Origin of the sequence: Halopseudomonas sp., assembly GCF_047631575.1 — a bacterium.
Lineage (GTDB): Bacteria > Pseudomonadota > Gammaproteobacteria > Pseudomonadales > Pseudomonadaceae > Halopseudomonas.
The window spans coordinates 26,727-53,099 of record NZ_JBLIAB010000006.1 but is presented as its reverse complement, the minus strand read 5'-3'; the positions used below and the strand labels follow the sequence as shown (position 1 = coordinate 53,099).

The 26,373-nt window shown below is 57.2% G+C and carries 23 protein-coding genes; 16 read left to right on the top strand and 7 right to left on the bottom strand.

Annotation, left to right across the window (positions count from 1 at the left end):
• Positions 1 to 50 precede the first annotated feature (50 nt).
• From ACJAXR_RS11925 to ggt, 5 genes are all read left to right on the top strand, one after another.
• Positions 51 to 1,493 carry a coniferyl aldehyde dehydrogenase gene (locus tag ACJAXR_RS11925; protein WP_415058497.1) on the top strand — a complete coding sequence of 481 codons (1,443 nt, stop codon included), beginning with the start codon at positions 51 to 53 and terminating at the stop codon, positions 1,491 to 1,493.
• 16 nt (positions 1,494 to 1,509) lie between these two features.
• Positions 1,510 to 2,043 carry a twin-arginine translocation pathway signal protein gene (locus ACJAXR_RS11920; protein WP_415058496.1) on the top strand — a complete coding sequence of 178 codons (534 nt, stop codon included), beginning with the start codon at positions 1,510 to 1,512 and terminating at the stop codon, positions 2,041 to 2,043.
• A gap of 18 nt (positions 2,044 to 2,061) precedes the next feature.
• Positions 2,062 to 3,660 (top strand): GMC family oxidoreductase N-terminal domain-containing protein, encoded by a 1,599-nt coding sequence (locus ACJAXR_RS11915; protein ID WP_415058495.1) that lies wholly within the window; start codon positions 2,062 to 2,064, stop codon positions 3,658 to 3,660.
• An 85-nt stretch (positions 3,661 to 3,745) separates the two neighbouring features.
• Positions 3,746 to 4,225 (top strand): pantetheine-phosphate adenylyltransferase, encoded by a 480-nt coding sequence (gene coaD, locus ACJAXR_RS11910; RefSeq protein ID WP_415058494.1) that lies wholly within the window; start codon positions 3,746 to 3,748, stop codon positions 4,223 to 4,225.
• 77 nt (positions 4,226 to 4,302) lie between these two features.
• Entirely contained in the window at positions 4,303 to 6,060 is a 1,758-nt protein-coding gene (gene ggt, locus ACJAXR_RS11905) for a gamma-glutamyltransferase (protein WP_415058493.1), read from the top strand.
• On the opposite strand, the gene ACJAXR_RS11900 is transcribed toward ggt, so the two are convergent.
• From ACJAXR_RS11900 to ACJAXR_RS11880, 5 genes are all read right to left on the bottom strand, one after another.
• The gene (locus ACJAXR_RS11900; protein ID WP_415058492.1) at positions 6,047 to 7,891 is read right to left on the bottom strand and encodes a Na/Pi cotransporter family protein; all 1,845 of its coding nucleotides are present in this window, start codon (positions 7,889 to 7,891) and stop codon (positions 6,047 to 6,049) included. The two genes, ggt and ACJAXR_RS11900, sit on opposite strands and share 14 nt — an antisense overlap.
• Positions 7,892 to 7,957: 66 nt before the next feature.
• Positions 7,958 to 8,299, bottom strand: coding sequence for a multidrug transporter (locus ACJAXR_RS11895; RefSeq protein ID WP_415058491.1), 342 nt, complete (start codon positions 8,297 to 8,299; stop codon positions 7,958 to 7,960).
• Between the two features lie 215 nt (positions 8,300 to 8,514).
• Positions 8,515 to 9,327 carry a bifunctional DNA-formamidopyrimidine glycosylase/DNA-(apurinic or apyrimidinic site) lyase gene (mutM, locus tag ACJAXR_RS11890; protein WP_415058490.1) on the bottom strand — a complete coding sequence of 271 codons (813 nt, stop codon included), beginning with the start codon at positions 9,325 to 9,327 and terminating at the stop codon, positions 8,515 to 8,517.
• A 65-nt stretch (positions 9,328 to 9,392) separates the two neighbouring features.
• Complete coding sequence (locus tag ACJAXR_RS11885) at positions 9,393 to 10,736, bottom strand: hypothetical protein (protein ID WP_415058489.1); 1,344 nt, start codon at positions 10,734 to 10,736, stop codon at positions 9,393 to 9,395.
• 19 nt (positions 10,737 to 10,755) lie between these two features.
• Positions 10,756 to 11,184 carry a PaaI family thioesterase gene (locus ACJAXR_RS11880; protein WP_415058488.1) on the bottom strand — a complete coding sequence of 143 codons (429 nt, stop codon included), beginning with the start codon at positions 11,182 to 11,184 and terminating at the stop codon, positions 10,756 to 10,758.
• Positions 11,185 to 11,367: 183 nt separating this feature from the next.
• Between ACJAXR_RS11880 and ACJAXR_RS11875 the strand changes: the two genes are divergently transcribed.
• The 4 genes from ACJAXR_RS11875 (at position 11,368) to ACJAXR_RS11860 (ending at position 15,037) form a co-directional block, all read left to right on the top strand.
• Positions 11,368 to 12,882 (top strand): 3-hydroxyacyl-CoA dehydrogenase, encoded by a 1,515-nt coding sequence (locus ACJAXR_RS11875; RefSeq protein ID WP_415058487.1) that lies wholly within the window; start codon positions 11,368 to 11,370, stop codon positions 12,880 to 12,882.
• A gap of 6 nt (positions 12,883 to 12,888) precedes the next feature.
• Positions 12,889 to 14,088 (top strand): 3-oxoadipyl-CoA thiolase, encoded by a 1,200-nt coding sequence (locus ACJAXR_RS11870; RefSeq protein ID WP_415058486.1) that lies wholly within the window; start codon positions 12,889 to 12,891, stop codon positions 14,086 to 14,088.
• 118 nt (positions 14,089 to 14,206) lie between these two features.
• Positions 14,207 to 14,503, top strand: coding sequence for a hypothetical protein (locus tag ACJAXR_RS11865; RefSeq protein WP_415058485.1), 297 nt, complete (start codon positions 14,207 to 14,209; stop codon positions 14,501 to 14,503).
• Between the two features lie 51 nt (positions 14,504 to 14,554).
• Positions 14,555 to 15,037: a YbhB/YbcL family Raf kinase inhibitor-like protein gene (locus ACJAXR_RS11860; protein WP_415058484.1), complete on the top strand. Its 483-nt coding sequence runs from the start codon at positions 14,555 to 14,557 to the stop codon at positions 15,035 to 15,037.
• Positions 15,038 to 15,070: 33 nt separating this feature from the next.
• On the opposite strand, the gene ACJAXR_RS11855 is transcribed toward ACJAXR_RS11860, so the two are convergent.
• Complete coding sequence (locus ACJAXR_RS11855; protein WP_415058483.1) at positions 15,071 to 15,751, bottom strand: crotonase/enoyl-CoA hydratase family protein; 681 nt, start codon at positions 15,749 to 15,751, stop codon at positions 15,071 to 15,073.
• Positions 15,748 to 17,373 (bottom strand): AMP-binding protein, encoded by a 1,626-nt coding sequence (locus ACJAXR_RS11850; protein WP_415058482.1) that lies wholly within the window; start codon positions 17,371 to 17,373, stop codon positions 15,748 to 15,750. Before ACJAXR_RS11850 ends, ACJAXR_RS11855 begins: the two co-directional genes overlap by 4 nt.
• Before the next feature lie 233 nt (positions 17,374 to 17,606).
• Between ACJAXR_RS11850 and ACJAXR_RS11845 the strand changes: the two genes are divergently transcribed.
• From ACJAXR_RS11845 to ACJAXR_RS11815, 7 genes are all read left to right on the top strand, one after another.
• On the top strand, positions 17,607 to 18,401 hold the full coding sequence (locus ACJAXR_RS11845; RefSeq protein WP_415058481.1) for an IclR family transcriptional regulator: 795 nt from the start codon (positions 17,607 to 17,609) through the stop codon (positions 18,399 to 18,401).
• Positions 18,402 to 18,553: 152 nt separating this feature from the next.
• Positions 18,554 to 20,647: a 3-hydroxyacyl-CoA dehydrogenase NAD-binding domain-containing protein gene (locus ACJAXR_RS11840; RefSeq protein WP_415058480.1), complete on the top strand. Its 2,094-nt coding sequence runs from the start codon at positions 18,554 to 18,556 to the stop codon at positions 20,645 to 20,647.
• A 72-nt stretch (positions 20,648 to 20,719) separates the two neighbouring features.
• Complete coding sequence (locus tag ACJAXR_RS11835) at positions 20,720 to 21,916, top strand: acyl-CoA dehydrogenase family protein (protein ID WP_415058479.1); 1,197 nt, start codon at positions 20,720 to 20,722, stop codon at positions 21,914 to 21,916.
• A gap of 10 nt (positions 21,917 to 21,926) precedes the next feature.
• Complete coding sequence (locus tag ACJAXR_RS11830) at positions 21,927 to 23,060, top strand: acyl-CoA dehydrogenase family protein (protein WP_415058478.1); 1,134 nt, start codon at positions 21,927 to 21,929, stop codon at positions 23,058 to 23,060.
• 168 nt (positions 23,061 to 23,228) lie between these two features.
• Positions 23,229 to 23,978, top strand: coding sequence for an electron transfer flavoprotein subunit beta/FixA family protein (locus tag ACJAXR_RS11825; protein ID WP_415058477.1), 750 nt, complete (start codon positions 23,229 to 23,231; stop codon positions 23,976 to 23,978).
• The gene (locus ACJAXR_RS11820) at positions 23,979 to 24,908 is read left to right on the top strand and encodes an electron transfer flavoprotein subunit alpha/FixB family protein (RefSeq protein WP_415058476.1); all 930 of its coding nucleotides are present in this window, start codon (positions 23,979 to 23,981) and stop codon (positions 24,906 to 24,908) included.
• Positions 24,909 to 25,186: 278 nt separating this feature from the next.
• The gene (locus ACJAXR_RS11815; protein ID WP_415058475.1) at positions 25,187 to 26,350 is read left to right on the top strand and encodes a TAXI family TRAP transporter solute-binding subunit; all 1,164 of its coding nucleotides are present in this window, start codon (positions 25,187 to 25,189) and stop codon (positions 26,348 to 26,350) included.
• Positions 26,351 to 26,373: the final 23 nt, after the last annotated feature.

The following is a 26,373-nucleotide window of genomic DNA, read 5'->3' as shown; positions in this document are numbered from 1 at the left end:
CGCTTCATCTAATAAAAACAGCACCCTGATGGGTTCTGCCGGAGCGTCTCATGGTAGCCGATATTGCCTATATGCAGGATCAGCAAAAGTCGATTTCACGCATGCAACAGCTGTTCGACCAGCAACGTGTTGCCTTTGGTACGCATCCAATGCCCGATGCCGGTAGCCGTATCGACGCGCTTAAATCGCTAAAGACAGCCCTGTTGCGCTACCAGGAGCCGTTGATCCAGGCCATCAGCACCGATTTCGGCAGACGGTCTGCGGACGAAACCCGTCTAGCAGAAATATTGCCCGCGATCGAAGGCATCAAGTACGTCAGCAAACGCCTGCGACGCTGGATGAAGCCCTCCTCACGGCACGTGGGCATGGCCTTCCAGCCCGGCAAAGCAAAAGTTATTTACCAACCGCTAGGCGTAGTCGGCGTCATTGTGCCGTGGAACTACCCCTTGTATCTGGCGATGGGACCCTTGACCGGTGCGCTGGCCGCCGGCAACCGGGTGATGATTAAGATGAGCGAGTCTACCCCGGAAACTGCCCGAATATTTGCACAGATGCTCGGCGACATTTTTGACGAGGACCAGGTAGCCGTGATCACCGGCGAGGCGGAAGTAGGCATGGCATTTTCCAAGCTGGCCTTCGATCACCTGCTGTTCACCGGCAGCACCGGTGTGGGCAAGCATGTGATGCGCGCCGCGGCGGAGAATCTCACACCCGTGACCCTCGAACTGGGCGGCAAGTCACCGGCAATAGTCTCTAAGGATGTACCTCTGGCCGACGCAGCTGAACGCATCGCATTTGGCAAGGGCGTCAATGCTGGCCAGACCTGTGTCGCACCAGACTACGTGCTCTGCCCGCGTGATCGTGTGGACGGCCTGGTAGACGCTCTGCGCATTCAGTTTTCCCGACTCTATCCGACCCTGCGCGACAATGCTGATTACACACAGGTAGTTAATCCACGCCAGTACCAACGTATTCAGGGGTATCTGCAGGATGCTCGCGAAAAGGGTGCACGCGTAATCGAACTGAACCCGGCCGACGAAACCTTCAGCGATACTCGGGTCTTGCCACCCACATTGCTGCTGGATGTCACCGACGACATGAAGATTATGCAGGAAGAGATCTTCGGGCCATTGATGCCCATCGTTCCCTACGACCGTATTGAAGAGGCTATGGCCTATATCGCCGACCGTCCGCGCCCCCTGGCGCTCTATTATTTCGGCTACGACAAAGCCGAACAGGAGCGCCTGATGAACCAGACCCATGCCGGCGGCATGTGCATCAATGACACCATTTTGCACGTAGCACAGGACGACATGCCCTTTGGGGGTATTGGTCCGTCGGGCATGGGCCATTATCACGGACACGAAGGCTTTCTGACCTTCAGTAAGGCCAAAGGCGTGTATATCAAACAGCGCTTTAATGGTGCGCGGCCGATTTATCCACCCTACGGCGGTACCATATTAAAGCTGGTTTACAAGCTGTTTATCCGTTGAAAGTCAGGAGCTAATGATGTCTTCGTTTACTTCCCCGCGGATCAACCGACGGGACCTGCTGAAACTCAGCCTGGGTGCCAGCGCGACGCTCGCCACCGTGGGCCTGACCGCCACCCTTTCCGGCTGCAGCAGTGCCCAGCCCGGGAACGGTTTTGTCGTGCTGCGTGACACCGATCTGCCGGTAGTAGCGGCAATCATGCGCGAACTGGTCGGACCCCATCCAGCGCTGAACGAGGCGACACTTGGGACGGCAATACGACAGCTCGATACAACCTTGTCATGGGCCTCGACCGCCGTGCAGACACAACTTCAGGACCTGTTCGGGCTGCTTTCGATGCCGCTGACCCGTGGCCCGCTAACCGGCATTTGGGGCAGCTGGGACGCCGCATCGGCTACTGATGTACAACACTTTCTGCAGCGCTGGCAGGGCAGTCGATTGGATATGCTGCGCCAGGGCCATAGCGCGCTCAGTCAACTGTTGCTGATGGCGTGGTACGCCACCCCTGCTTCCTGGGCCGCCGCTGGCTATCCCGGTCCGCCCATTATCTAACTCCGTAGGTGAATCTTCATGCCCGTTCCTGATCTTTTTCTGCAAGGTATTGACCGTGGCTGGGATGTCCTGGATGCCAGCGACTTTGATACCGAGCGTACTTTTGAAGCCGACGTCGTCATCATCGGTAGCGGTGCCGGCGGTGGTACCAGTGCCGAAATCCTGGCCCAGGCCGGCCTAAAAGTATTATTGATTGAAGAGGGTTCTCTAAAAACCTCGAGTGACTTCAAGAACGACGAAGCCAAGGCCTATGCCGAGCTTTATCAGGAGGGCGCTGCACGCGCCACCGCCGATGGCGGCATCGGTATCTTGCAGGGCCGCACAGTCGGCGGCACCACGACAGTCAACTGGACCAGCAGCTTCCGCACGCCCGATCCGACTTTGGCCCACTGGGCCAATGTACATGGCGTCAAAGGCCTTGATTCGGCCAGCATGGCGCCCTGGTTCGCCCGTATGGAAGAACGCCTCGGGGTGGCTCCCTGGGCCGTACCGCCCAATGCCAACAACGATGTCATCCGCGACGGATGTGAGACCCTTGGCTGGCATTGGAAAGTGATCCCACGCAATGTCCGCGGCTGCTGGAATCTCGGCTATTGCGGCACCGGCTGTCCAACCAATGCCAAGCAATCGATGCTGGTGACCACGATCCCGGCCGCACTGGATAAAGGCGCTACCCTCATCCACACTGCCCGCGCGGAAAAGCTGATCCTGGAAGGCGACAGGATAACTGGCGTGCAGTGTCGGGGGATGAATGCGAATCTGAATATGGCCAACGGTCAGCGCTTCACGTTGCGCGGTCGACACGTGATATTGGCTGGCGGCGCCATCAACAGCCCCGCACTGCTCATGCGCTCCGGCGCACCCGATCCGCATCAGAGACTGGGCAAACGTACCTACTTGCATCCAGTTAACTTCAGCCTGGCCCAGTACAATTCTGACATCAACGGGTTTTATGGCGCGCCGCAGTCGATCTATTCCGATCAGTTTCAATGGGAAAACGGCACGACAGGACCGATTGGCTTCAAGCTCGAAGTGCCGCCGATGCAACCCAGCATCACATCGGCGCTGCTCGGCGGTCACGGCCAGACGAACTTCGAACGCATGCAAACGCTGGCTCAGAGCAACATTCTGATCGCCCTCATGCGCGACGGCTTTGACGAGCGCAGTCAGGGCGGCTCGGTCACCTTGCGCGAAGATGGCAACCCGGTGCTTGACTACCCCCTGGATGACTATATCTGGGATGGCGCGCGCCGCGCTTGGCTGGCGATGGGCGAAATTCAGTTTGCTGCCGGCGCCAAGGCTGTCAGACCTGTGCACAGTCAGGGCCAGTTGAGTCACAGCTGGGCAGACTATCAACAGCAGGTCTCAGCATTACGCTATGCAATCTACGATGTGCGCCTGGCCAGTGCTCATGTCATGGGAGGGTGCGCCATGGGGGAAGACCCTGGGCAGGCGGTAACCGACAGCATGGGCCGCCATCATCAGATAGAAAATCTCTCGGTGTTCGATGGATCGCTGTTTCCAACCAGCATTGGCGCCAATCCTCAACTCTCCATCTACGGCCTGATTTCGCGCTTGGCCAGTAGCCTGGCTACCCGGATGCAAAGCCAGGTCTAACGGGACAGGTGCGCGTCGGTTGGCCCTGAGTACGGCATTGGGCTACCATCTGCGCATCAACCCCACTGCTGCAGGATCAGTCGCAATGAATACGGTTCTTTATCCCGGCACTTTCGACCCCATCACCAAAGGCCACACCGACCTGGTAGAGCGGGCAGCGCGCCTATTCGACAAGGTCATCGTTGCAGTCGCTGCCAGCACCAAGAAGAACCCGGCGTTTACGCTTGAAGAGCGGGTGGCCATGGCGCGCGAAGTGCTCGCGCATATCCCCAATGTCGAAGTCATCGGCTTTTCCGAGTTGCTCGCGCATTTTGTCAAGAAAGTGAACGCCAACGTATTGCTGCGCGGTCTGCGCGCAGTATCGGACTTTGAATACGAGTTCCAGCTGGCTAATATGAATCGAGTACTGGCTCCCGACGTCGAAAGCCTCTTTCTGACACCCTCTGAGCAGTATTCCTACATCTCATCCTCGCTGGTTCGCGAGATTGCCGCCCTCAGTGGGGACGTTACCAAGTTCGTTCACCCGACGGTCAATGCTGCGCTGATCAAGCGGTATCACGAGTAGGCCACGGGGGCCGTTACACGGAGTTCATTTCGGTAGCGCTACCGAGATATATCCCATCCTCACAGGCCAACGATCCAATGAAATCTGACATACGCAAACCGTGCGGCCCGACGACCAGATTTCTGGTCCTGTGGCTGTTCCTGGCTGGTAGCCTGCCCGCACAGGCATCCCTCAATCAACAAGCCGTTGCCAGCGCCCATCCAATGGCTACCGCGGCGGGACACCGGATCCTCAACCAGGGCGGCAATGCATTTGATGCCGCCGTCGCTGTCGCCGCCACACTGGGCGTAGTCGAGCCTTATAGCTCGGGGCTGGGCGGAGGTGGTTTTTTCCTGATACGCGAGAATGTTAGGCCCGCACCGCGGTACCTATTTCTCGACGCACGGGAAACAGCTCCGATGAAAGCCGATAAGGACTTCTACCGGGACCGGGAGGGCCAGGTGCAACGCGATCCGGCGATTAACGGCCCGCGCGCTGCAGGCATACCCGGCCTGCCGGCTGCACTGGTAATGCTCAGCGTGCAGTACGGCGCGTTGCCGTTGCGCGAAAGCCTGCAACCGGCAATAGACGCTGCCGAACAGGGATTTGCTGTCACCAGCCGCTATCGCGCACTGGGTAGCTACCGGCTGGACACTATGCGCGCCAATGCTGAAACATCACGGCTATTTTTGCGTGAGGGTGAATTACCCGCAGAGGGCAGCATCATTCGCCAGCCGGAACTGGCCGAAACACTTCGTCAACTGGCGGAAAAGGGCCGCGCCGGCTTTTACCAGGGCCCTGTTGCGGACAAGCTGTTAGCGGCGGTGCAGGGTTCCAAAGGCGTATGGCAGCAGGCCGATCTCGATGCCTATCGGGTTATTGCGCGTCAGCCCGTGCGTTTCACCAGCTTTGGTCATGACATTATCACTGCGCCCCTGCCCTCTGCTGGCGGCATCGCATTGGCTGGTATTCTTCAAGGCCTGGAGACACTCCCTGCGGCTGCACCCGACTCTACCTCCCGCATTCATCAATTGGTCGAACTGATGCGCAGGGCTTATTACGATCGATTGCAGCTTGGCGACAGCGATTTTGTTGCAGTCCCGGTTGCTCGTCTCCTCTCCGCCAAGCATGCACACACCATGGCCTCTGGGATTACTGCCACGCGCGCCACCAAGAGTGCCGAACTGGGCCCACCCGCGCCCTTCAGCGAAGGCAATAACACGACGCATTTTTCCCTGATTGATCGAAACGGCAATGCGGTATCAGCGACCTTGAGCATCAATCTGCCTTTCGGCGCCGCTTTTACTGTGCCGGGCACCGGTGTACTGCTGAACAACGAGATGGATGACTTCGCCGCTGATCCAACCGGGGAAAACGCCTACAATTTAACTGGCAGTGTCGCCAATGCGATTGCGCCGGGCAAACGACCGCTGTCTAGCATGACGCCGACCATGCTGGAAAGTGACCAACAACTGGCTGTTCTCGGCACACCGGGCGGCAGCCGAATCATCACCATGGTATTGCTTGGCGCGTTGGAAGCCGTAGCTGGCAAGCCGCCCACCGAATGGGTCAGCCGGCCGCGCTTCCACCATCAGTATTTGCCAGACCACATTCAGGTCGAGGACGGTACCTTTGGTGCAGTCCAGCAGGCCGAACTGGAAGCGCTAGGGCATAGCATCAAGTGGGTGGGACGTGATTATGGCGACATGCATGCGGTGCAATGGGACAAGACCACCAACAGATTGGATGCCGCCAGTGATCCGCGCGGTGTGGGTCAGGCCCGAGTGGAAGCTGTCGAGCCTGTGCCGGGGGCGTCCGCAACGGTGCCTTCGGTAACGATGCCTATGGCAGAGTAAGCGACGGTTCTATTCGTTCATTCAATACCGCCTCGATCGGGATCAGCGGTTCCTCGGCCAATATGATGTGAGCGCGGTACAAATGCCGCCGAGTACGCAGAACGTAGTGCAAATCATTGAGCAGCGATGTGGCCTGCCACCCGTCCAGTTCACGATTGCGCAGGCGGCCCTGCACCTGTTGCTGGTAATGGTCAGCAAAGAGCCTTTCCTCTTCTTCGTATCGCTCGAACAATTCTGTCTGAGCCTCACGGTCGCCGCGCATGTCGAGCAGTCGGCTCAGCTCTACCACTGCCAGGCCACATTGCTCGCGTAACAGATCGTAGGCTTCGTGTATCGCCGGCTGCGGACTGTCTACATGCTTGCGAAGATTGAGCTGCAAATGGTTAGCCGCTTTCACTGCCTCGATCAGCTCACGGGCTGCTGCGTTATCATCCAGAAGCCGCTGTTGCTGCTCAGGCGTGAGCGACCGATCAAGACGACTACAGAAGTCGATGATGTCGGCATACACCCCTTTTACGTGGCGCTCGTAAAGGGCTTCAGCATCTTCGCGCTGCTCCAGCGGCACTTTGCGTAACACCAGTCGATGGAGCGCCTGGTGAGAGATGTCCGGCAGATCGCCTGGCGACAGATAAACCGCCGCAGCAACGACCTGTCTGGCCAGTACGGCGAGGTTGCGAACTTCCTGGTCCAGCACTTTCAACGCAGTATCGGCGTGCAGCAGGGCCGTTTCGTTCAGAAATAACGCCCGCATCCGCGGTTGTTCACTCAGACTCAGCGGCTCGGCCTCCGGGGCTCGCGCCGAAGGCATGTCCGGCAGCCAGCGCATCAGGTATTTCAACATCAACGGAATGCACGGCAACATGATTGCCAGCCCGAGCAGATTGAACAAGGTATGAAACAGAGCCAGTTTCAGGGTCAGGGCGTCCGCCGCGATACCCAGTAATGCCGCAGCCCAATCGACAGACCTGACCAGGCTGGGCAAAATCACCAACGCCACAAGGGCTGTCACCAGGTTAAAAAGAATATGTGCGGCGGCCAGCCGACGTCCGGCGTTGTTACTGCCCATCGCACCCATAATGGCGGTCACCGTGGTGCCCAGATTTGCACCCACCGCCATGGCCAGCGCATTACCGTATAGCAGCTGACCACTGGCCAAAGCCGCCAGAGTGAGCATCAGCGCCGCATGACTTGACTGCATCAGCACGGTCGCCAGCAAACCAATAAAAGCATAAATCAGTACACTCGCCCAGCCCGCTGCAGGCAAACTGTCCAGCGTCAGTACGCCCTCAAAACCACTAAAGCCAGCTTTCATCAAATCGATACCCAGAAACAGCAAGCCCATACCCAGCAAAAGCTGGCCTAGCCCTTTCCAGAAACTCTCGACGCGGCGCCCCAGTAACACGCCGAAGACCAGCAAAGGCATTGCTGCCACGGACAGATCCACCTTCAAGCCGACCAAAGCGATCAACCAGGCACCAGTGGTGGTACCCAGGTTGGCGCCAAAGACAATACCGATACCAGCGATCAGATTGATCATGCCGGCACTCAGAAACGCAATGGTGAGCAGCGTGACCAGTGAGCTCGACTGCACCACCGCGGTACTGACCACACCAAATAGCAGGCTTTTCCACATTCTGTTGGTACTGCGCTTGAGCCAGCGCTCGAGAGCTCCACCGGTGAAGGCGCGGAAACCATCCTGCAGGTGAAACATGCCAAGCATGAAAAGCGCGATACCGGCCGCGAGTGTAGCCAGGTCCGATTTCCAGACGAACAAAAATATTAGTGCCAGCAAAAGCACTGGCACCCAGAGAGGTTTGAAAATGTTGCGCATCAGCCAACTACTCTTGAAAAGGCTGCGGGCTGCTGCCGCGGATCATTGCCCCACGGCCACTTGAAATCAGCGGCGCTCGTCGCTCTGCTTGCGGCCGTAACCATCTTTGGTGCAGCCCAGACAGCGGACGAATGTCGCACGGCCCGGTCGAACGACCAGCTCTTGCCCGGCTTCAGCGGTATTACCCGCTAACAGAGTAAACGGCAGGCTAACGACAAAGGCCGCGGCGCCGATTGCGGTAACACCGGCCAGCAAAGGCCGGGCGATAATAAGGTCGCCGACCATGGCGTAGTAACCCGGCTCGTCAGTGTATTCATTATATCCGGTGGAGGTCGGATCGGCGGCAAGTACACTGCCGCTGAGCAGCAAACCGGCCATCAAGGCTGTGGTGTGACGTAACAGGCGCATAGTGAAAGTCCCTGGTTGTGGCCCGACAGGCCTTTAGTCTTGTTGAGCTGTCCGTCCGGGACAGCCTTCACTCGTTATTGTAGGCATATTCCCGGCGTTTCGGAACGTGGCGACGGCAAAATCGGCCAACGCACTGCCCGCGAGCTCTCCAACAGTAAGCCAGAACCTTACCTTTAGCACAATACACCCGTTGTAAGCGCCGGATCAGGCGCCTCTCAGCTCTGACAACGGCGACAAAAAACCGAGCTACGTTGCCCAAGTCGACATTCCGACAAGGTGCCGCCACACAACTTGCACAACTCGCCGCCACGTCCGTAGACAAAGAGTTCCTGTTGAAAATAGCCCGGCTGACCGTCGCCACCGGTGAAGTCCCGCAGGGTGGTACCGCCGCGCTCGATTGCATGCGCAAGTATCCGCTGGATCTCCGTGGCCAACCGTTGATAACGAGCACGACTGATCCGACCGGCTTCCCGTCGCGGGTCAATACCCGCGGCAAACAAGGCCTCGCTGGCGTAGATGTTGCCAACGCCTACAACCACTGCGTTATCCATGATGAGCGGCTTGACGGCACTGGTCTTGCCCCGGGCGCATTGATACAAGCGCTCGCCGTCGAACAGCTCAGACAAAGGCTCCGGACCAAGACGCGATAAAAGTGGGTGCACCTCCCCGGTCTTGATCCACAGCATCGAGCCGAACCGCCTCGGATCCGTATAGCGCAATGCCATACCCGAATCCAGCTCGATATCCACATGTTCGTGCTTGAGCGCTGGCGTGCCCACGGAAACCAGCCGCAGATTACCCGACATGCCCAAATGACTTATCAGGCTGCCGCCTCCGATGTCCATCAGTAGGTATTTTGCCCGCCTGCGGATCTGCGTAAATGTCTGACCTTCGATCTGGATCGCCAGATCCTCCGGGATCGGCCATCGCAACCGCCGCTCACGAACAATCAGCTGGGTAACGGTGCGCCCTTCCAGGTGCGGCGCGATACCTCGACGGGTCGTTTCCACTTCGGGTAGTTCGGGCATGCTAAGTTAACCTATCAGTTTATCTACCATCACCTGGTCGGCGCAGACCTCGATTCAATCTTGGCTCAGCTGTGCCACCAGTAAGTGCCGAAGAGCAGCAACAACAGTAGCGGCATCACACTGGCAACAAAGCGTCCGTTCCAACCGAAGGCCACACGAAAAGGCGTCTCGCCGCTGTAACGCGCCAGTATCAACGTCGAAGGTCCGAACGGCGAACAAATCATGGCCAGCGAAAAACCGCACATCAGGCCAACTGCCGGCGTCATGATCGGCACCCCGAGTAGCGCAAGTTGTGACAGAAGTCCTGCGATGAGTGAAAGTGAAACGATCGGCGCCACACCGAGCACCGCGAGCGTAATCGTGCTGAACAGGCTGAACACTGCCAGCAGCAGATTATATTTAGGCTCAGCCGCCAGCCAGCCGGCAATCTCCTCAAGGGGAGCAATCGCCCCCAGCGCGCCACCCAGCAAAGCAGCACAGCCAAAGATGAACATCTCGTTGTGCATACTCGACATATTGTCGGCAACTTCACCCAGCGCTTTTATGGGTGAGCGATCACGCCACAACAGGTACAGCGTAACGCCGACGGGGACCAGCAGCATCGCTGACTGGGGCGCACTGAGTACGGTTTGCCAGGCAAGCAGGCCGATCAGTATGAGACCCAGCAAACTTCCGCCCAGCAAACCCCACATGCCCTCGGCTCGGGTGGTATCACCGATGTTGTCGCGTAACGCCAGCAGACCGCGCGTTTCACGGCGCCAGCCGACCAGAATCATCATGACTGCCGCAACAGCGCCGTAAGGCACCATGCTGCTCCAGGACAACTCTGGCATTTCACGGGAAATAATCGCTATGGTGACACTTGTTGGCGCCAGCAAGGGCACCAACGCAAAACCCCGCAGGGTCGTTACCATCACGCTGCGCAGTCCTTCGCGGCGCTGCAGATCGGTCAAGGGATAGCGCCTGAGGTGCGTCACAAGGGTGTCACAGAGCAGATTCATCATGCCGAAATTAAGGATCGAGCCAATACTGCCCGCCGTCAAAACATATCGGGGATACAACACTATCTTGGAGCCTGACAAAAGCGCCTTGTGCAGCTCGCTGAGCTGCGGCAACCGCTTGGCCAGCAACTGCATTAGACCGAGAGCACCTAGAAAGCTAGTGTAGTACGCAGCCGAACTGGCCAGCTTTGGCCACATTGACGCGTCTGTCCGTGGATTGAAAACAGCCAGTAACAACACGCCTAGCGTCACAATCCCTAGCCAACGCGGATACGGATTGAGCCAGTGAAAATTAAGCGCAAAATACGATATAAATGCCAACGCTGCCAGCCAACTGAGCCAAGGCAACTGCGTCAACAGCGCGGACAGCTCGAGGGCAACTCCCAGCGGCAGGAGCGCAGCCATCATTTAAGGCAGGCTCTAAAACTCACGGCAAATCCTTGCGGTAAGCGCCTTTTTTGAATACGCCTTCGCCAAAGCCCAGCAAACTGTCATTGTCATCAAGCAGGTCGCAGGCGGCCATGAACACCTTGTGTCCCGCGCTGCGGCAGGTAGCTACTGCACGTACACGGGCGCCCAGAGCGGCGGTAGCGGAAAAGTTCACATTCATCGATAACGTAATCGCCACGCGGCGCTCTTCTGCGCTGGACGCCCAGGTGCCGCACAGGCCCATGGCAATATCCAAAAGGCTGGCGGTGACGCCGCCATGCAGATTGCTGGCGTTATTCAAGTGCTTTTCGGTCAGGGTCAATCCAACAACCGCACGACCTTCGGAATACTCGAGCAATTCACAGCCCAGATCCTGAAAGAAACCGGTTACAGATTGTGCCACTGCCTGACGATGGTCGGGGTTCACGGCTAGGTCACCTTATATTCACTACACTGATGCAGTTCGCAGTCTTAGTGGATGGGATGCGAAGTATGCCACACCGGGGCCGCTGACGAACTTGCACTCGTCAGGCGCAGGATTTAATCTCACACGGTCATGAACGAAATACCGTTTCGCACAGCGAAACGATAATAACTGAGGAAGCATTGCATGTTCAACCGAATTGGTGTGATCGGCGCAGGCGCCATGGGTCGAGGCATCGCCCAACTGTTTGCCAGCAGTGGTCAGCAAGTGCTGATCCACGATACCCGAACTGAAGCCATCGAGGATGCAATCAGTTTCAATCGCAACCTGCTGCAGCGCGCCGTTGCCAAGGGTAAAATAAGCGAAGACGAGTTCGATGCGATCATGCAGCGCATGCAACCTGCGAACGATCTGAAGGCGTTGAAGGATTGTGATCTGGTCATTGAAGCCATCGTCGAGCTGGTCGACGTAAAACAGAAGCTGTTTGGCCAACTTGAGGCACTGGTGCGCGAGGATTGCGTCCTGGCGACCAACACCTCTTCGCTCTCTGTCACTCGAATCGCGAGTACCTGCGCGCATCCCCAGCGGGTGGCAGGCTTCCATTTCTTCAATCCTGTGCCCTTGATGAAGATTGTCGAAGTGGTGCGCGGCGAGCGCACTGACGACAACGTTGTGCAGAATCTGGTCAACCTGGCCGAACAGGCTGGTCACTTTGCGGCGATCACCCCCGACACCCCCGGCTTTCTGGTCAATCACGCAGGACGCGCGTTCGGCACTGAAGCCCTGCGCATACTCAGCGAAGGCGTTGCCACACCGGCACAAATAGACCGAATACTGCGCGACGGGCCAGGCTTTCGGATGGGTCCTTTCGAGTTGTTCGACCTTACCGGTCTGGATGTGTCCCACGCGGTAATGGAATCGGTTTACGAACAGTTTTATCACGACCCCCGTTACACACCCTCCTTCATTGCCGCCCAGCGCGTCGCCGCCGGCCTGCTCGGGCGTAAGACGGGCCAGGGTTTCTATCGGTATCAGGATGGCCAGAAAATCGAGCCTCAAGAACCCGTAATCGAGACCGTTATTGTCGAGCGGCCGTTTTGGCTGCATAGCGAGGATCCGACACTGCGCGCCAATGTGGCCGCCGTCCTCACGGCAGGTGGCGTTACCCTCGAGCAAGGCCCAGCGCCCTCTGTCAAGGCAATCTGTCTGATTACCCCGCTGGGCGACGACTGCACCACCGCCCTCACCCACCTGCAGCTGCCAGCCGCCCGCACTCTGGCCCTGGATTGCCTCGCCGACTGGGACAAGCGCCGCACCCTGATGCGCCAGCCGGCCACCGATCCTTCGCTGGTAGCCCAGGCACGCCAGGCGCTCTCTGCCGACGGGGTGCCGGTGGAAGTCATCAACGACTCACCCGGCTTTGTTATTCAGCGGCTGATCGCCAGTGTGGTGAACCTGGGCAGTGAGATTGCCCAGAAAGGCATCGCCAAGCCCGACACGCTCGACCGTGCGCTGCAATTGGCCCTGGGTTACCCGAAAGGCCCACTGGCTTTCGGCGAGTATTATGATAAAAATCGGATTTTGACCATCCTGACCAACATGCAGGCAGCTTACGGTGAGCCGCGTTACCGTCCCAGCCCTTGGCTGCGCCGCCGCGTGCAACTTGATCTGCCACTGACCACCCCCGACTTCCAGGAGTAACTGCCCATGACTGCCTATATTTATGATGGTTTGCGTTCCCCCTTTGGCCGCCATGCCGGCGCCTTGGCCAGTGTGCGTCCCGATGACCTGCTCGCCGAAGTGATGCGCGCACTAATTGCACGTAACCCTTTCGATCAACACGATTATGAAGATGTGGTCATGGGTTGCACCAACCAAGCGGGCGAAGACGCTCGCAACCTAGCTCGCCACGCCGGGCTGCTGGCGGGCCTGCCACCGCAGGTACCAGGCCTCACGGTAAACCGCCTGTGTGGCTCAGGCCTGGCCGCTGTGCTGGACGCCCACCGGATGATCCGCGCCGGCGAAGGAGATCTGATCATTGCCGGTGGCGCCGAGAGCATGAGCCGTGCGCCGTTTGTGATTGCCAAGAGCGAAAGCCCTTATTCACGAGAATTTCGTGCCTTCGACAGCACTATCGGTGCGCGCTTCCCCAACCCCAGGGTGGAGAAGGATTACGGCTGCGATACCATGCCAGAGACCGCTGATAACGTAGCAGAGAAACTGGATATAAGCCGCGAACAGGCTGATACCTATGCTGCACGCAGTCAGGCTTTATATGAAAAAGCACGTGCTGAGGGCTTCTTTCAGGAAGAGATTCACCCCATCGAAGTGTCCCAGGGCCGCAAGAAGCCGGCTAAAATAGTCGATCAGGACGAACATCCTCGCCCACAGAGCGATATGGAAGTACTGGGCAAACTGCGACCGCTGTTCGACGGCGGCGTTGTGACCGCAGGGAACGCATCAGGGATCAACGACGGTGCCGCTGCCTTGCTGATCGGTAACGAATCGGTAGGTAAGAAATACAACCTGAAGCCACGGGCGCGGATTCTCAGCGGTGCAGTGGCAGGCGTCGAACCGCGCCTGATGGGTGTGGGTCCCGTTGAAGCCTGCAAAAAGGCTCTGGCGCGTGCCGGTCTGACCCTGGACGACATCGACGTGATCGAAATTAACGAAGCTTTCGCCTCCCAGGTACTGGGTTGCGCGAAGATGCTGGGACTGGACTTCAACGATCCACGTCTAAATCCCAACGGCGGCGCCATCGCTGTGGGCCATCCTCTGGGTGCATCAGGCGCGCGTCTGACCCTGACTGCGCTGCGTCAGCTGGAGCGCACGGGCACGCGTTACGCGCTGGTCAGCCTGTGCATTGGCCTGGGACAGGGCGTCGCTGCGGTCATCGAGCGCGTTTAAGCACGCCAGCCGCCTCGACGACTGTCGGGGTGGCACCGACGGAGTGACGCTCGACGCCGAGCCCACTTCTGCTAAGGTGTGCCTGCGCTAACACTTGGTCTAACCATGGAAACAATTGATGCAATTATCGTCCAATCCCTTTGAATGGCTGGGTGAAGCCTTAGGTACGCTGGTGCGTCTGGTGGTCGACAGCTTGGCCTGGGTGTTCGCCGTTCTGAGCGGGGCCAGTACGGCCTTTGTGAACGGTTTTTCCCGCGCGCTTGGGGTCAACAGTAATATTTTTACCGTCGTCGCCGTCATTATCGGCTTGCTGCTGATTTATGCTGGTGTGCGTTCGCTCCTGCGGCGGCACTTCGTTGCCGCAGTAATCTGGCTACTACTTGGCTTATGGCTGCTCAGCGCCCTAATCGGTTAAGACGCGCTCAGCGAGTCGATCACTCAATTGCAGAAAATCTAGGAGTACCGTATGGGTTTTGCATTTACCAACGACATGCAGCTTACTAGCAGTGCCTTCAATCACGACGGCGCAATCCCGAGTAAATTCACCGGTGAAGGCGAAGATGTTTCACCGGCGCTGAGCTGGAATAATGCTCCCGAGGGGACCAAGGGCTACGCCGTAATCTGTCATGATCCGGACGCGCCGTTGATTTCGCCAAAAGGCACCTATGGGTTTGTGCACTGGACGCTGTACAACATACCCGGCTCTGTAACTCAACTGTCTGAAGGAACAGATGAATATACCCAAGGCAAAAACAATTTTGGCAAAACCGGCTACAACGGGCCGATGCCGCCCGAGGGTCACGGACAGCATAAGTATTATTTCTGGGTACTCGCGCTGGATAAAGATCTCGACCTGCAAGCCGACCTCAGCCTGTGGGAACTGCTGGCCAAGGTCGAGCCTCACTGCCTGGCAATGAACCGCCTGATCGGTACATACCAGCGCGGTTAAGCACGCACGCACAGCTAAGCAAGTGCTGCTAGATCAGCGCCGCTGAGCCAGCACGAATAGCTCAACCAGCTCCGCACGCAGAGCTGCGTTTAGCAGCTGACGCGTTTCCCGGTAGGCCGGACGGTCCAGCGCGGCCAGCGTCGTCAACTTCTCGCGTGCCTTGCCCAGCAGCTGCTCGGGCTCGGTCAGCTCGTCGAGGAAACCCGCTGACACAGATTGTTGTGGGTCAAGCGCCTCAGCCTGCAAGGCGCATCGAGAGAGCCAGGTCGGCGCCAGCCGTTCACGGGCCAGAGCCATTGCAGGTTCCGGCATGGTCATACCGATGGCGACTTCGTTAAGGCTCACACGAAACCCACCCACTACACCCAACCGATAGTCGGCCAGCAGCAACAGGAAGCCGGCCTTGGCCATAGCGTGCCCGGTGCAGGCAATCACCACGGGTGCCGGATGATCCAATAAAGCCAGCGTCAGCCGGTCTCCAGCCGCCCGCATCGCAATACTTGCAGGGCCTCCGGCGGCAATTAGTCGTCGGTCATAGCCAGCACTGAAACAACCGGGTCGACCGTGTATCAGTACTGGCAGATCGGCATCAGCGGCTGTTTGCAAAGCCGCCAATAGATCCTCGATCATCACTTCGGAAAGCGCGTTAACCTTGCCGTCGTCCATGGCAATCTCGGCGAGTCCGTTACTTTCCTGATATGTCAGTGCACTCATGATCCGGCCCGCGCCCGCGCCTCGTCTCGCAGCACCCGGCGCAGCAGCTTGCCAACAGTCGATTTGGGCAGATCATCGCGGATTTCCACATGGCTTGGCACTTTGTAGCCGGTCAGGTGTTCGCGGCAGTGAGCAATAATTGCATCCTTGCCTAGGCTGGCATCATGCAGACTGACGAACAACTTGATCGCCTCGCCTTTTTTCTCGTCCTCAATCCCCACAGCCACGCATTCACGTATTCCCGGATGCCGCATGACCGCATCTTCGATCTCATTGGGATAGACATTGAAACCCGACACCAGAATCATATCCTTCTTGCGGTCCACCAATTTGAGGAAGCCTTCCTCATCTATCACACCGACATCACCGGTCTTGAACCAGCCGTCATCGGTAAAACTTTCGGCGGTTTCATGCGGGCGTTGCCAATAGCCCTGCATGACCTGCGGGCCGCGAATCAACAATTCACCGGGCTCACCGCGAGGCGTCTCCTTACCATCATCATCCACCGTGCGCATTTCGGTATCGATCACTGCACGACCAATAAAGCCTTCCTTGTAGGGCGTAAACGCGGTTGAGGCGACGACTACCGGAGAGGTTTCGGTCAGACCATAGCCCTCGCGTATAACGCTGCCAGTGCGTGCCAGCCAGCGCTTGGCTATTTCTGTGTTCAACGGTGCGCCGCCAGAGTTAACCCATTTGAGCCTGCTAAAATCGACGCTGTCGAACTCGGGATGCGCCATCAAAGATACAAACAAGGAGTTAATACCCGTCAGCAGGGTAATCTTGTGCCGTTTCAAATCAACAAACATGCCGTCCAGATCACGTGGATTGGTGATCAGTATGCTGTGAAACCCCGTAGCAACCGAGGCGATGCAGTTCGCCGTGAACGCGAAGATATGGTAAAGCGGCAGTGGCGACACGCGCACCTCGTTGCCATACTCGACGTCGCCCGGACGGATGATGTTGGTTGCCTGCAATACGTTGCTGAGGATATTGCGATGGGTCAGCATCGCGCCCTTGGATACTCCCGTTGTGCCACCCGTGTACTGCAGCAGCGCCAGATCATCCAGATCCCGCTCAGGCTGCACCGCGGGGAGCTTTTCGCCTTCACGCAACGCCTGCATGAACCTCACCTCGTCCGACGCTTCGCTGGCGTATTCGGGATTGGCATAATCATCAAGGCTGGTCACAATCAGCAGTTCAATCTCGGTCTCACCCTGAATCTTGCGTACCAGCGGTACCAGCTTGTCCAACACAACAACCGCCTTCGCACCGGAATCAGCGAATTGATGACGTGTTTCGTAAGCGGTGTACTGCGGATTGGCGTTGACGATGACCAGACCGGCCTTCAGCGCACCGAAAATCGCGATGGTATACTGCAACAGGTTTGGGAGTTGAATGGCCAGACGATCGCCCGGTTCCAAGCCGGCAGAACCTCGTAGGTAACGGGCAAACGCGTCGGCACGGGCTGCCAGCGCATTGAAGCCGAGCGTGTCGGCACCGCAGGAAAAAGCAGGTTTATCACCGTAATCCTGGCAAGCCTTAGCCAGAATGTCACTGATATTGACGTGTCCCGACTGCGCCAACTGCGCGCTGGCGATGGAATGAGCGGGTGTCGACATGAGAACCTCTTATTTGAATCATGATTTTGCACAGCGGAATACAATACCAAAATATGCTATTCTATCCTCTTTGGCTGTGCAATCATTGGGGCCCAGATAGGTTCATACCGCTCTGCAGAATCGGTATTGTTTCAGTCAGGCTACAATAAAAACATCGCAGCGGCGCCCTCATTGCTAGACCGTTCCGAGCAGCGATAATGGGTGCACGCCGCGCACATGCAAGGTAACAGGCCATGAACGAAGACCTCAGTACAGTCAGTGAAGACACCCCGACCAAAGACCGCAAGTTTGTCGAGGCGTTATCGCGCGGTCTCGATGTGCTGCGCGCATTCAGTCAGGGAGCAGTGGTAATGGGCAATCAGGATATCGCCCGCATAACTGGCCTGCCCAAGCCGACCGTCTCGCGCATGACCTATACCCTGACCAAACTGGGCTATCTCAGCTACTCCCCGCAACTGGAAAAGTATCAGCTCGATTCAGGGGTACTCGCATTGGGTTATGCCTATGTATCCAATCTGCGGGTGCGCCAGCTGGCCAAGCCGTACATGGACGAGTTCGCCCGATCGACCAACACCTCGGTCGGTCTTACCTGCCGTGATCGTCTCTCGATGATCTATGTCGAGAACTGCCGGCCTGCGGAAACTACTTCCCTGCGCATGGATGTCGGCGTACGCCTGCCTCTGGGTACCACCGCAGCCGGACGCGCCTATCTGGCAGCGATGAAAGAAGACGAGCGCAGTCACGTGATCGCCGCTCTTGCCAGCCGCAGTCCGGATAACTGGGCAGAAACATCTGCCCGCCTGGATAAGGCCTTCGAAGATTATGCCCGCCATGGTTTCTGCCTTTCTCTGGGGGACTGGGATCGCAACGTGAACGCTGCCGGCGTACCGCTGCACCTGCAGGACGGTACCATCATGGCTCTGACCTGCGGTGCGCCGTCTTATCTGGTTTCTGAAGAGAAGGTACAAAATCAGTTGGCTCATCAACTTGCTATGCTCGCACGCGATATTGAGCGCTTAGGGGTCTAGGGCGGCCACCATCACGCACGCTAATCGCATCGCATTTCATCCGCAGAGAGCATCGACAACACTGCACTTTTTTTGTATTTTGCCTGGCGGAATATGATTTCATTATTTCGCACAGTAAAACAGATTGTCATCACAACAGATGGAGATTGAGCATGTCGGACGTGGTCACACTGGAACGACAAGGCGCCATAGCGATTGTCAGAGTCAATAATCCCCCGGTCAACGCACTGGGTATTGCCGTGCGCGAAGGTCTACAAGATAGCTTCAAGGCAGCTGAAGCCGATCCCGAAATCAAAGCCGTTGTTCTGGTGTGTGAAGGCTCAACCTTCATTGCTGGCGCCGACATCAAGGAATTTGGCAAGCCGCCGAAAGCACCTGGCTTGCCTGAAGTGGTCAACTTCATCGAAGGCTGTAACAAGCCAAGCGTGGCGGTGGTTCACGGCACCGCCCTGGGTGGTGGTCTGGAAGTCGCCGTCAGCTGTCATTACCGCATTGCTTTGAAGACCGCCAAGGTCGGTCTGCCAGAGGTCAAACTGGGCCTTCTGCCTGGCGCCGGCGGCACCCAGCGTTTGCCCCGCCTGGTCGGCGTGCAAAAAGCGCTGGACATGATAGTCAGCGGTAACCCCATCGGTGCCGCCGAAGCGTGCGAGCTGGGCATTATCGACGAACTGGTCGACGGTGACCTAACGGCAGCCGGCGTTGCTTATGCGCAACAGCTGCTCCGTGATAACAAAGGTGCCAGGCGCACCGGAGAACGCACCGACAAGTTAGAGGGTGTCGACAACGCAGCACTGGTGGCAGCCAAACGCGCCGAAATCGAGAAAAAAATGCCGGGTCTGTTTTCTCCACGTCGCTGCATCTCTGCCGTCGAAGCCTCCTTTACACTGCCGTTAGAGCAAGGGCTTGCCCGCGAGCGCGAACTGTTCGGCGAGTGCCTGGTTTCACCGCAGCGCTCCGCGTTGGTGTATGCCTTCTTCACTGAGCGGCTGGCGTCGAAGATAGATGATCTACCCAAGGACACTCCGACCCGCGAGATCAACTCCGCTGGTGTAATCGGCGGCGGCACCATGGGTGTAGGCATTGCTATGTGCTTCGCTAATGCGGGTATTGCGGTGAAGATCCTGGAGATCAGCGAAGACGCAAAAGCCAAGGCTATGCAGCGTTGCCGCGACACCTACATGATGAGCGTCAAGCGAGGCAGCCTGACCGAAGACGCAATGAACAAGCGCCTGGAACTGGTCGAAGGTATTACTGACTATGCCGACCTGTCTACTGTGGATCTGGCGATCGAAGCGGTATTCGAGGATATGACGGTCAAACAGACCGTGTTCAAGGCGCTCGACACTCATTGCAAGTCCGGCGCCATACTGGCCAGCAACACCTCGTCACTAGATCTCAATAAGATCGCCGAGTTCACCCAGCGTCCGCAGGACGTGGTGGGTCTGCACTTCTTTAGCCCGGCAAACGTGATGCGTCTACTGGAAGTGGTGCGCGGTGAAAAAACGGCTAATGACGTGCTGGCGACCGCCATGGTTATCGGCAAGAAACTAAAAAAAGTCGCTGTACCGGTCGGTGTCTGCGACGGTTTTGTCGGTAATCGCATGGTCTTCCAGTACGGGCGCGAAGCCGAGTTTCTGCTTGAAGAAGGGGCTACTCCCGCTCAAGTCGATAGTGCGCTACGCTCTTTCGGCATGGCCATGGGGCCTTTCGCCATGCGTGATCTTTCTGGTCTGGATATTGGCCTGAGCATTCGTACCCGCCAGCGTGAGACGCTATCGGCAGATTACAAGCTGCCGACAATCCTTGATAGGATGGCCGAGGCAGGTATGCTAGGACAGAAGACGGGACGCGGATTTTATCTCTACGAAGCAGGTTCACGCACTCCGCTGGAGAACCCGGCACTGCCGGCGCTCCTCGAAGCCGCTTCCACTGAGCAGGGCGTCGAGAGACGGCAGCTATCTGACGAATACATTCTTGAGCGCACGCTGTTCGCGCTAATCAACGAGGGTGCCAAAATTCTCGAGGAAGGTATTGCGCAACGATCCAGCGATATTGATGTCATCTACATTAATGGTTACGGCTTCCCTGCACACCAAGGCGGCCCAATGTTTTATGCTGATAGTCTGGGACTAGACAAGGTTTATGCCCGAATAAGCGAGTTTCACAAGAAATACGGAGCCTGGTGGAAGCCGGCGCCGCTGCTCGAGAAGCTCGCCAAAGAGGGACGCAAGTTCGCTGATCTCTGAAGCTGATGTCTAATAGTGAGGCCTCACGGCAATAATCGTAGGCCTGTATCTGTATTTAAACGAGGACCTGACATGGAAATTCATTACACCCCAGAAGAACTCGCCTTCCGCGATGAAGTGCGGGAATTCCTGAAAACCGAACTGCCGGACGATATCGCTGCCAAGGTAAAAAATGGCAAGAACGTATCCAAGGACGACCACAATCGCTGGCAGAAAATTCTGTCCAAGCGCGGCTGGTACGCGCCAGGCTGGCCCGTAGAGCACGGCGGCACCACCTGGGGCCCTTCCGAGAAACATATTTTCGACGAAGAGTCGGCTGCTTTCGGCGCGCCGCGCACGGTTCCGTTCGGCGTCAACATGGTTGCTCCTGTGATCATCAAGTTCGGCACCGAAGAGCAGAAGCATCATTATCTGCCACGCATCCTGTCTGGCGAAGACTGGTGGTGCCAGGGTTATTCCGAACCCGGCGCCGGTTCTGACCTCGCTTCGCTGAAAACCCGCGCCGTACGCGATGGTGATCACTATATCGTCAGCGGTCAGAAGACATGGACCACTCTAGGCCAACATGCCAACTGGATTTTCTGCCTGGTACGTACCGATCCGGAAGCACAGCAACAGCGCGGCATCTCTTTCCTGCTGATCGACATGGCCACACCCGGTATCACCGTACGTCCGATCATCACCCTGGACGGCGATCACGAAGTCAACGAAGTCTTCTTCGATGACGTCAAGGTCCCTGTCGAGAATCTGGTTGGTGAAGAGAACAAGGGTTGGACCTGTGCCAAGTATCTGCTGACTCATGAGCGTACTGGTCTGGCGGGTATTGGCGCCTCCAAGGCGGCAATGACGCACCTGAAAAATGTTGCAGCCCAACAGCACAGAAACGGCAAGCCTTTGATCGACGATCCCGTCTTCCGCTCACAGATTGCCGCCGTCGAAATTGAACTGATAGCCGCAGAAATGAGCACGCTGCGTATTATCGCCGCTGCGAAAGAAGGTGGCGTACCCGGTGCCGAGAGCTCCATTCTCAAGGTCAAGGGTACTGAAATCCGTCAGGCGATCACCAACCTGCTGCGCAAGGCGATTGGTCCGTACGCCCTGCCCTTCCTACCGGAAGAGCTGGAATATGATTTTGATGGCGACATGCTGAACACCGAGTCCAGCCCTTCGCTGGCGGGTGATTATTTCAATATGCGCAAACTGTCGATCTTCGGCGGATCCAATGAGATCCAGAAGAACATCGTCTCTAAAATGATTCTTGAACTGTAGGAGATTAGTCGTGGATTTTAAACTCACAGAAGAGCAACAGATGCTGCAGGAAACCGCGGCACGTCTGGTACGCGACGCCTACACATTCGACAAGCGCGAGAAATTCAGCGCTAGCGAAACCGGCTTTAGCCCCGAATTCTGGCAACAGATGGGTGAACTGGGCCTGACCGCTATACCTTTCCCCGAGGAGCTCGGTGGATTCGGTGGTACCGGTGTGGAAAACATGTTGATCATGCAGGAGCTGGGCCGTGGTATCTGCCTGGAACCCTACATGGAATCAGTGATCCTGGCTGGCGGTCTGATTACCCAGCTGGGATCAGACAGCCAGAAAGAAGAGTTGCTGGGCGCCATCGCTACCGGTGAGCTGCAGGCAGCCGTTGCACTGGACGAACCTAGCAGTCATTACCTGTTAAACGACGTGCAGACTACTGCCAAGCAAGACGGCAGCAAGTGGAGCCTGAGTGGCCGCAAGGCTGTGGTTATCGGCGGTCACACTGCCGGCAAGATTCTGGTTTCGGCTCGCACCGCAGGTGATGTACGCGATGAAAAAGGCATCAGCCTGTTCATCGTTGATCCGAGCACTACCGGTGTCTCTCGTCGCGACTATGCCACGGTCGATGGGCGCAAAGGATGCGAATTATTCCTAGACAATGCCCAGGGCGAACTGCTCGGCCAGGCCGGCGATGCGTACACTGCGATCAACTATCAGGCTGGCCGCGCTATTGCCGCCCTGTGTGCCGAAGCCATCGGCGCAATGGAAGTTGCCTGCGACATGACGCTGGACTATCTCAAGCAACGCAAGCAGTTTGGCGTGCCGATCGGCAAGTTCCAGGCGCTACAGCACCGCATGGTCGACATGCGCACTGAGCTGGAACAGGCTACATCGATGACCATTTTGGCCGCCTGCGTGGCAGACGAAGCCGATGCCGTCGAGCGCAGCCGTACGCTAAACGCAGCGAAGTTCCTGGTCAACCGCTCTGCACGCAAGGTCGCAGAAGAAGCGATCCAATTGCATGGTGGTATCGCGATGACCTGGGAGTATTCCTGTGCCCATTACGCCAAACGGTTGGTCATGATCAGTCATCAATTAGGTGATGACGACCACCATCTTGAAGCTTACGCTAAGCTGATGAGCGTGGCCTAAGCCTCTACTCTACCGGTATAACGGCAATTTCGCCGTTATACCGGCGCTTTTGTCGTGTAATTTAGCAAATTGGCACTATCGGGCCGTGTTTTGGCTCGGTATCCTATGCGACCCCTTAATTGTCGTGCGCCTTCGGGCGTCCCATAGACCTGTGGAGGACTAGCGTCCATGAAAATCCTCGTCGCCGTAAAGCGCGTGGTTGATTACAACGTGAAGATTCGCGTCAAAGCGGACAATTCCGGTGTCGATCTCGCCAACGTCAAGATGTCCATGAACCCCTTCTGCGAAATCGCTGTGGAAGAGGCCGTACGCCTGAAAGAAAAAGGCGTCGCGACTGAAGTTATCGCTGTGTCCATCGGTCCGACTGCTGCCCAGGAGCAGCTGCGTACCGCCCTGGCGCTGGGTGCAGATCGTGCCATCCTGGTCGATTGCGCCGAAGACCTGAGCTCACTGGCCGTCGCCAAGCTGCTCAAGGCCGTCGTCGATAAAGAGCAGCCCCAGCTGGTCATTCTTGGCAAGCAGGCTATCGACTCAGATAACAATCAAACCGGTCAGATGCTCGCTGCACTGAGCGGTTATGCCCAAGGCACCTTTGCCTCTGAGGTGCTGGTTGAAGGCGACAAGGTCAAGGTTATCCGTGAAATCGACGGCGGCCTGCAGACAGTCGATCTGACTCTGCCCGCTATCGTGACCACGGACCTGCGCCTGAATGAGCCGCGCTACGCATCGCTGCCCAACATCATGAAGGCGAAAAAGAAGCCGATGGAAGTGCTCAAGCCAGACGATCTGGGTGTCAGCACCGCTTCCACGGTCAAGACTCTCAAGGTTGAAGCCCCCACCGCTCGCAGTGCCGGTATCAAGGTAAGCTCTGTGGACGAGTTGGTCGACAAACTGAAGAACCAGGCCAAGGTGATCTAAATGACAATTTTGGTTATTGCCGAACACAACAACGCCGCGCTTAATGGCGCGACCCTGAACACCGTTGCCGCTGCCAAGGCCATCGGTGGCGACATTGACCTGTTGGTAGCCGGTGAAGGTTGTTCTGCCGTTGCCGATGAAGCAGCCAAGGTCGAAGGCGTTACCAAGGTTCTGTTGGCCGATAATGCGGTCTATGGCCACCAGTTACCCGAAAATATCGCACTGCTGATTGCCGAGCTGGGTAAGAATTACAGCCACGTAATCTGCCCGGCCAGCACCAACGGCAAGAACTACATGCCGCGGGTAGCTGCCTTGCTGGACGTAGACCAGATCTCCGAGATCATCGAAGTGGAAAGCGCTGACACTTTCAAGCGCCCCATCTATGCGGGTAACGCAATCGCCACCGTGCAGTCGGACGCCGCTATCAAGGTCATGACTGTGCGTATCACTGGTTTTGATGCCGTTGCAGCCGAAGGTGGCAGCGCCAGCATTGAAGCCGTATCCAGCGCCCAGGATGCCGGTGTATCGAGCTTCGTCAATGAAGAATTGGCCAAGTCCGATCGTCCCGAGCTGGCCGGCGCCAAGATCGTTGTTTCCGGCGGCCGTGGCATGCAGAACGGCGAAAACTTCGAAATGCTCTACACGCTCGCCGACAAGCTTGGCGCTGCAGTGGGTGCATCACGCGCAGCTGTCGATGCCGGGTTCGTACCCAACGACATGCAGGTCGGTCAAACCGGTAAGATCGTCGCGCCGAACCTGTACATTGCCGTCGGTATTTCTGGCGCTATTCAGCACCTGGCTGGCATGAAAGACTCCAAGGTGATCGTTGCGATCAACAAGGATGAAGAAGCACCTATTTTTGGTGTGGCCGACTACGGTCTGGTCGCCGACCTGTTCGATGCGATTCCTGAGCTGGAATCCAAGGTCTAATAGGCGTTTCAAGCGGCATAATTTAATGCGCTGCTAGAAAACCCCAATTCTCAGGAATTGGGGTTTTTTTTGCGCACAACCAGGCGCGACATGCTTGAATCCATATTCTGCTCTGAGCAACAATCTGTATCAATTTTTGGCTTTTTAAACGCAAGATTAACGTTTCATTACGCCAAGTCTTTTGCAATACATTTCATGTAAAGTAAAATGTTATTCTGTTAAGCGAAACATAAACATAACAATGTTCCGCACAGCGAAACAAAATAGGGTTTATTTCCATGCGATTTCCTTCCTACCGGCTCGTCGCCACACTAGCAATGGTGCTGACACAATCATTGGCTGTCGCGTCAGAATCTGCATTACCCCGCGTGATGGTCTGGACCGCTTATGGTACCGGCGCTGCCGGTTACGCGCAGGCAGCAGCTCTGGGCGGACTCCTGAAGTTCGAAGAAGGTAGCAATATCCGTATTCTGCCTGGACGTAACGACGTGTCACGGATGATCCCGCTGAAAACCGGGCGCGCCAGCTATTGCCTCTGCGGCATTGCCAGTTATTTTGGCCAGGAAGGGATCTTTTTGTTCAACAAGCCGGACTGGGGTCCGCAACCGATCCGCATGGTGCTAGCCTCTCAAGGCACTCAGAGTTTTGGCTTGGCAGCCGCTGGCGACACCGGCCTGGAGCACCCGCGGGAACTCAAAGGGCAAAAGGTGATTTTCATTCGCGGTGCCGATTCGATCAACATGATCACCAGTGCTGTTCTGGCTTACGGTGGCCTGACCTGGGATGACGTACGACGTGTGGACGCCTCCGGCACCAACGAGGCGATCGAGGCCATTATCAACGGCCACGCCGATGTGATGCCTATGTCTACCCGCACACCATTGATGGAACGCATTGCCGCCAGCCCACGCGGTATCAGCTGGCTGGAAATGCCCAACGAGTCCGAAGAAGACAAGACCGCCTGGGCTCGCGCGAAAAATGTCATCCCGTATTACCTGCCCCAGGTCGAAACTCGGGGTGCGGGGGTCTCAGAACAGGATCCCTGGAATGGTGGAGGCTACGCACTGCCCATTCTGGTGACCAATGCTGACCGCAACGCCGATGAAGTCTATGCATTAACCCAGTTTGTAGACGAGCACTACGATAGCTTCAAAACACTTGCGCCCGGTGCAGAGGGCTGGGAGCTCAGTCGCCAAGTATTCGATTGGGTCATGCCGTACCACGAGGGCGCCGTTCGCTATTTTCGCGAACAAGGCGTCTGGAGTATAGAGTATGAGGCCCATAACCAGCGCCTACTAGACCGTCAGCGAGTGCTCGAGACCGCTTGGGAGCAGCAACTCGCCGCCATTGACGAGCGCGGCCAGGCTTTCCAGTCAAGCTGGATGAAACGCCGGAGCGTAGCATTGACCGAGGCAGGGTTTGATCCTGGCTTCAGCCGCTAGCGCAGCTCCACCCTGTCCGTTTT

What these genes read in the sequence shown, in the direction of transcription:
- ACJAXR_RS11855 (WP_415058483.1), bottom strand. Translation starts at nt 15,751, where the DNA reads ATGAGTGCACTGACATATCAGGAAAGTAACGGACTCGCCGAGATTGCC.
- ACJAXR_RS11920 (WP_415058496.1), top strand. Translation starts at nt 1,510, where the DNA reads ATGTCTTCGTTTACTTCCCCGCGGATCAACCGACGGGACCTGCTGAAA.
- coaD (WP_415058494.1), top strand. Translation starts at nt 3,746, where the DNA reads ATGAATACGGTTCTTTATCCCGGCACTTTCGACCCCATCACCAAAGGC.
- ggt (WP_415058493.1), top strand. Translation starts at nt 4,303, where the DNA reads ATGAAATCTGACATACGCAAACCGTGCGGCCCGACGACCAGATTTCTG.
- ACJAXR_RS11835 (WP_415058479.1), top strand. Translation starts at nt 20,720, where the DNA reads ATGGAAATTCATTACACCCCAGAAGAACTCGCCTTCCGCGATGAAGTG.
- ACJAXR_RS11815 (WP_415058475.1), top strand. Translation starts at nt 25,187, where the DNA reads ATGCGATTTCCTTCCTACCGGCTCGTCGCCACACTAGCAATGGTGCTG.
- ACJAXR_RS11840 (WP_415058480.1), top strand. Translation starts at nt 18,554, where the DNA reads ATGTCGGACGTGGTCACACTGGAACGACAAGGCGCCATAGCGATTGTC.
- ACJAXR_RS11870 (WP_415058486.1), top strand. Translation starts at nt 12,889, where the DNA reads ATGACTGCCTATATTTATGATGGTTTGCGTTCCCCCTTTGGCCGCCAT.
- ACJAXR_RS11845 (WP_415058481.1), top strand. Translation starts at nt 17,607, where the DNA reads ATGAACGAAGACCTCAGTACAGTCAGTGAAGACACCCCGACCAAAGAC.
- ACJAXR_RS11850 (WP_415058482.1), bottom strand. Translation starts at nt 17,373, where the DNA reads ATGTCGACACCCGCTCATTCCATCGCCAGCGCGCAGTTGGCGCAGTCG.
- ACJAXR_RS11900 (WP_415058492.1), bottom strand. Translation starts at nt 7,891, where the DNA reads ATGCGCAACATTTTCAAACCTCTCTGGGTGCCAGTGCTTTTGCTGGCA.
- ACJAXR_RS11925 (WP_415058497.1), top strand. Translation starts at nt 51, where the DNA reads ATGGTAGCCGATATTGCCTATATGCAGGATCAGCAAAAGTCGATTTCA.
- ACJAXR_RS11915 (WP_415058495.1), top strand. Translation starts at nt 2,062, where the DNA reads ATGCCCGTTCCTGATCTTTTTCTGCAAGGTATTGACCGTGGCTGGGAT.
- ACJAXR_RS11820 (WP_415058476.1), top strand. Translation starts at nt 23,979, where the DNA reads ATGACAATTTTGGTTATTGCCGAACACAACAACGCCGCGCTTAATGGC.
- mutM (WP_415058490.1), bottom strand. Translation starts at nt 9,327, where the DNA reads ATGCCCGAACTACCCGAAGTGGAAACGACCCGTCGAGGTATCGCGCCG.
- ACJAXR_RS11885 (WP_415058489.1), bottom strand. Translation starts at nt 10,736, where the DNA reads ATGATGGCTGCGCTCCTGCCGCTGGGAGTTGCCCTCGAGCTGTCCGCG.
- ACJAXR_RS11865 (WP_415058485.1), top strand. Translation starts at nt 14,207, where the DNA reads ATGCAATTATCGTCCAATCCCTTTGAATGGCTGGGTGAAGCCTTAGGT.
- ACJAXR_RS11895 (WP_415058491.1), bottom strand. Translation starts at nt 8,299, where the DNA reads ATGCGCCTGTTACGTCACACCACAGCCTTGATGGCCGGTTTGCTGCTC.
- ACJAXR_RS11825 (WP_415058477.1), top strand. Translation starts at nt 23,229, where the DNA reads ATGAAAATCCTCGTCGCCGTAAAGCGCGTGGTTGATTACAACGTGAAG.
- ACJAXR_RS11875 (WP_415058487.1), top strand. Translation starts at nt 11,368, where the DNA reads ATGTTCAACCGAATTGGTGTGATCGGCGCAGGCGCCATGGGTCGAGGC.
- ACJAXR_RS11860 (WP_415058484.1), top strand. Translation starts at nt 14,555, where the DNA reads ATGGGTTTTGCATTTACCAACGACATGCAGCTTACTAGCAGTGCCTTC.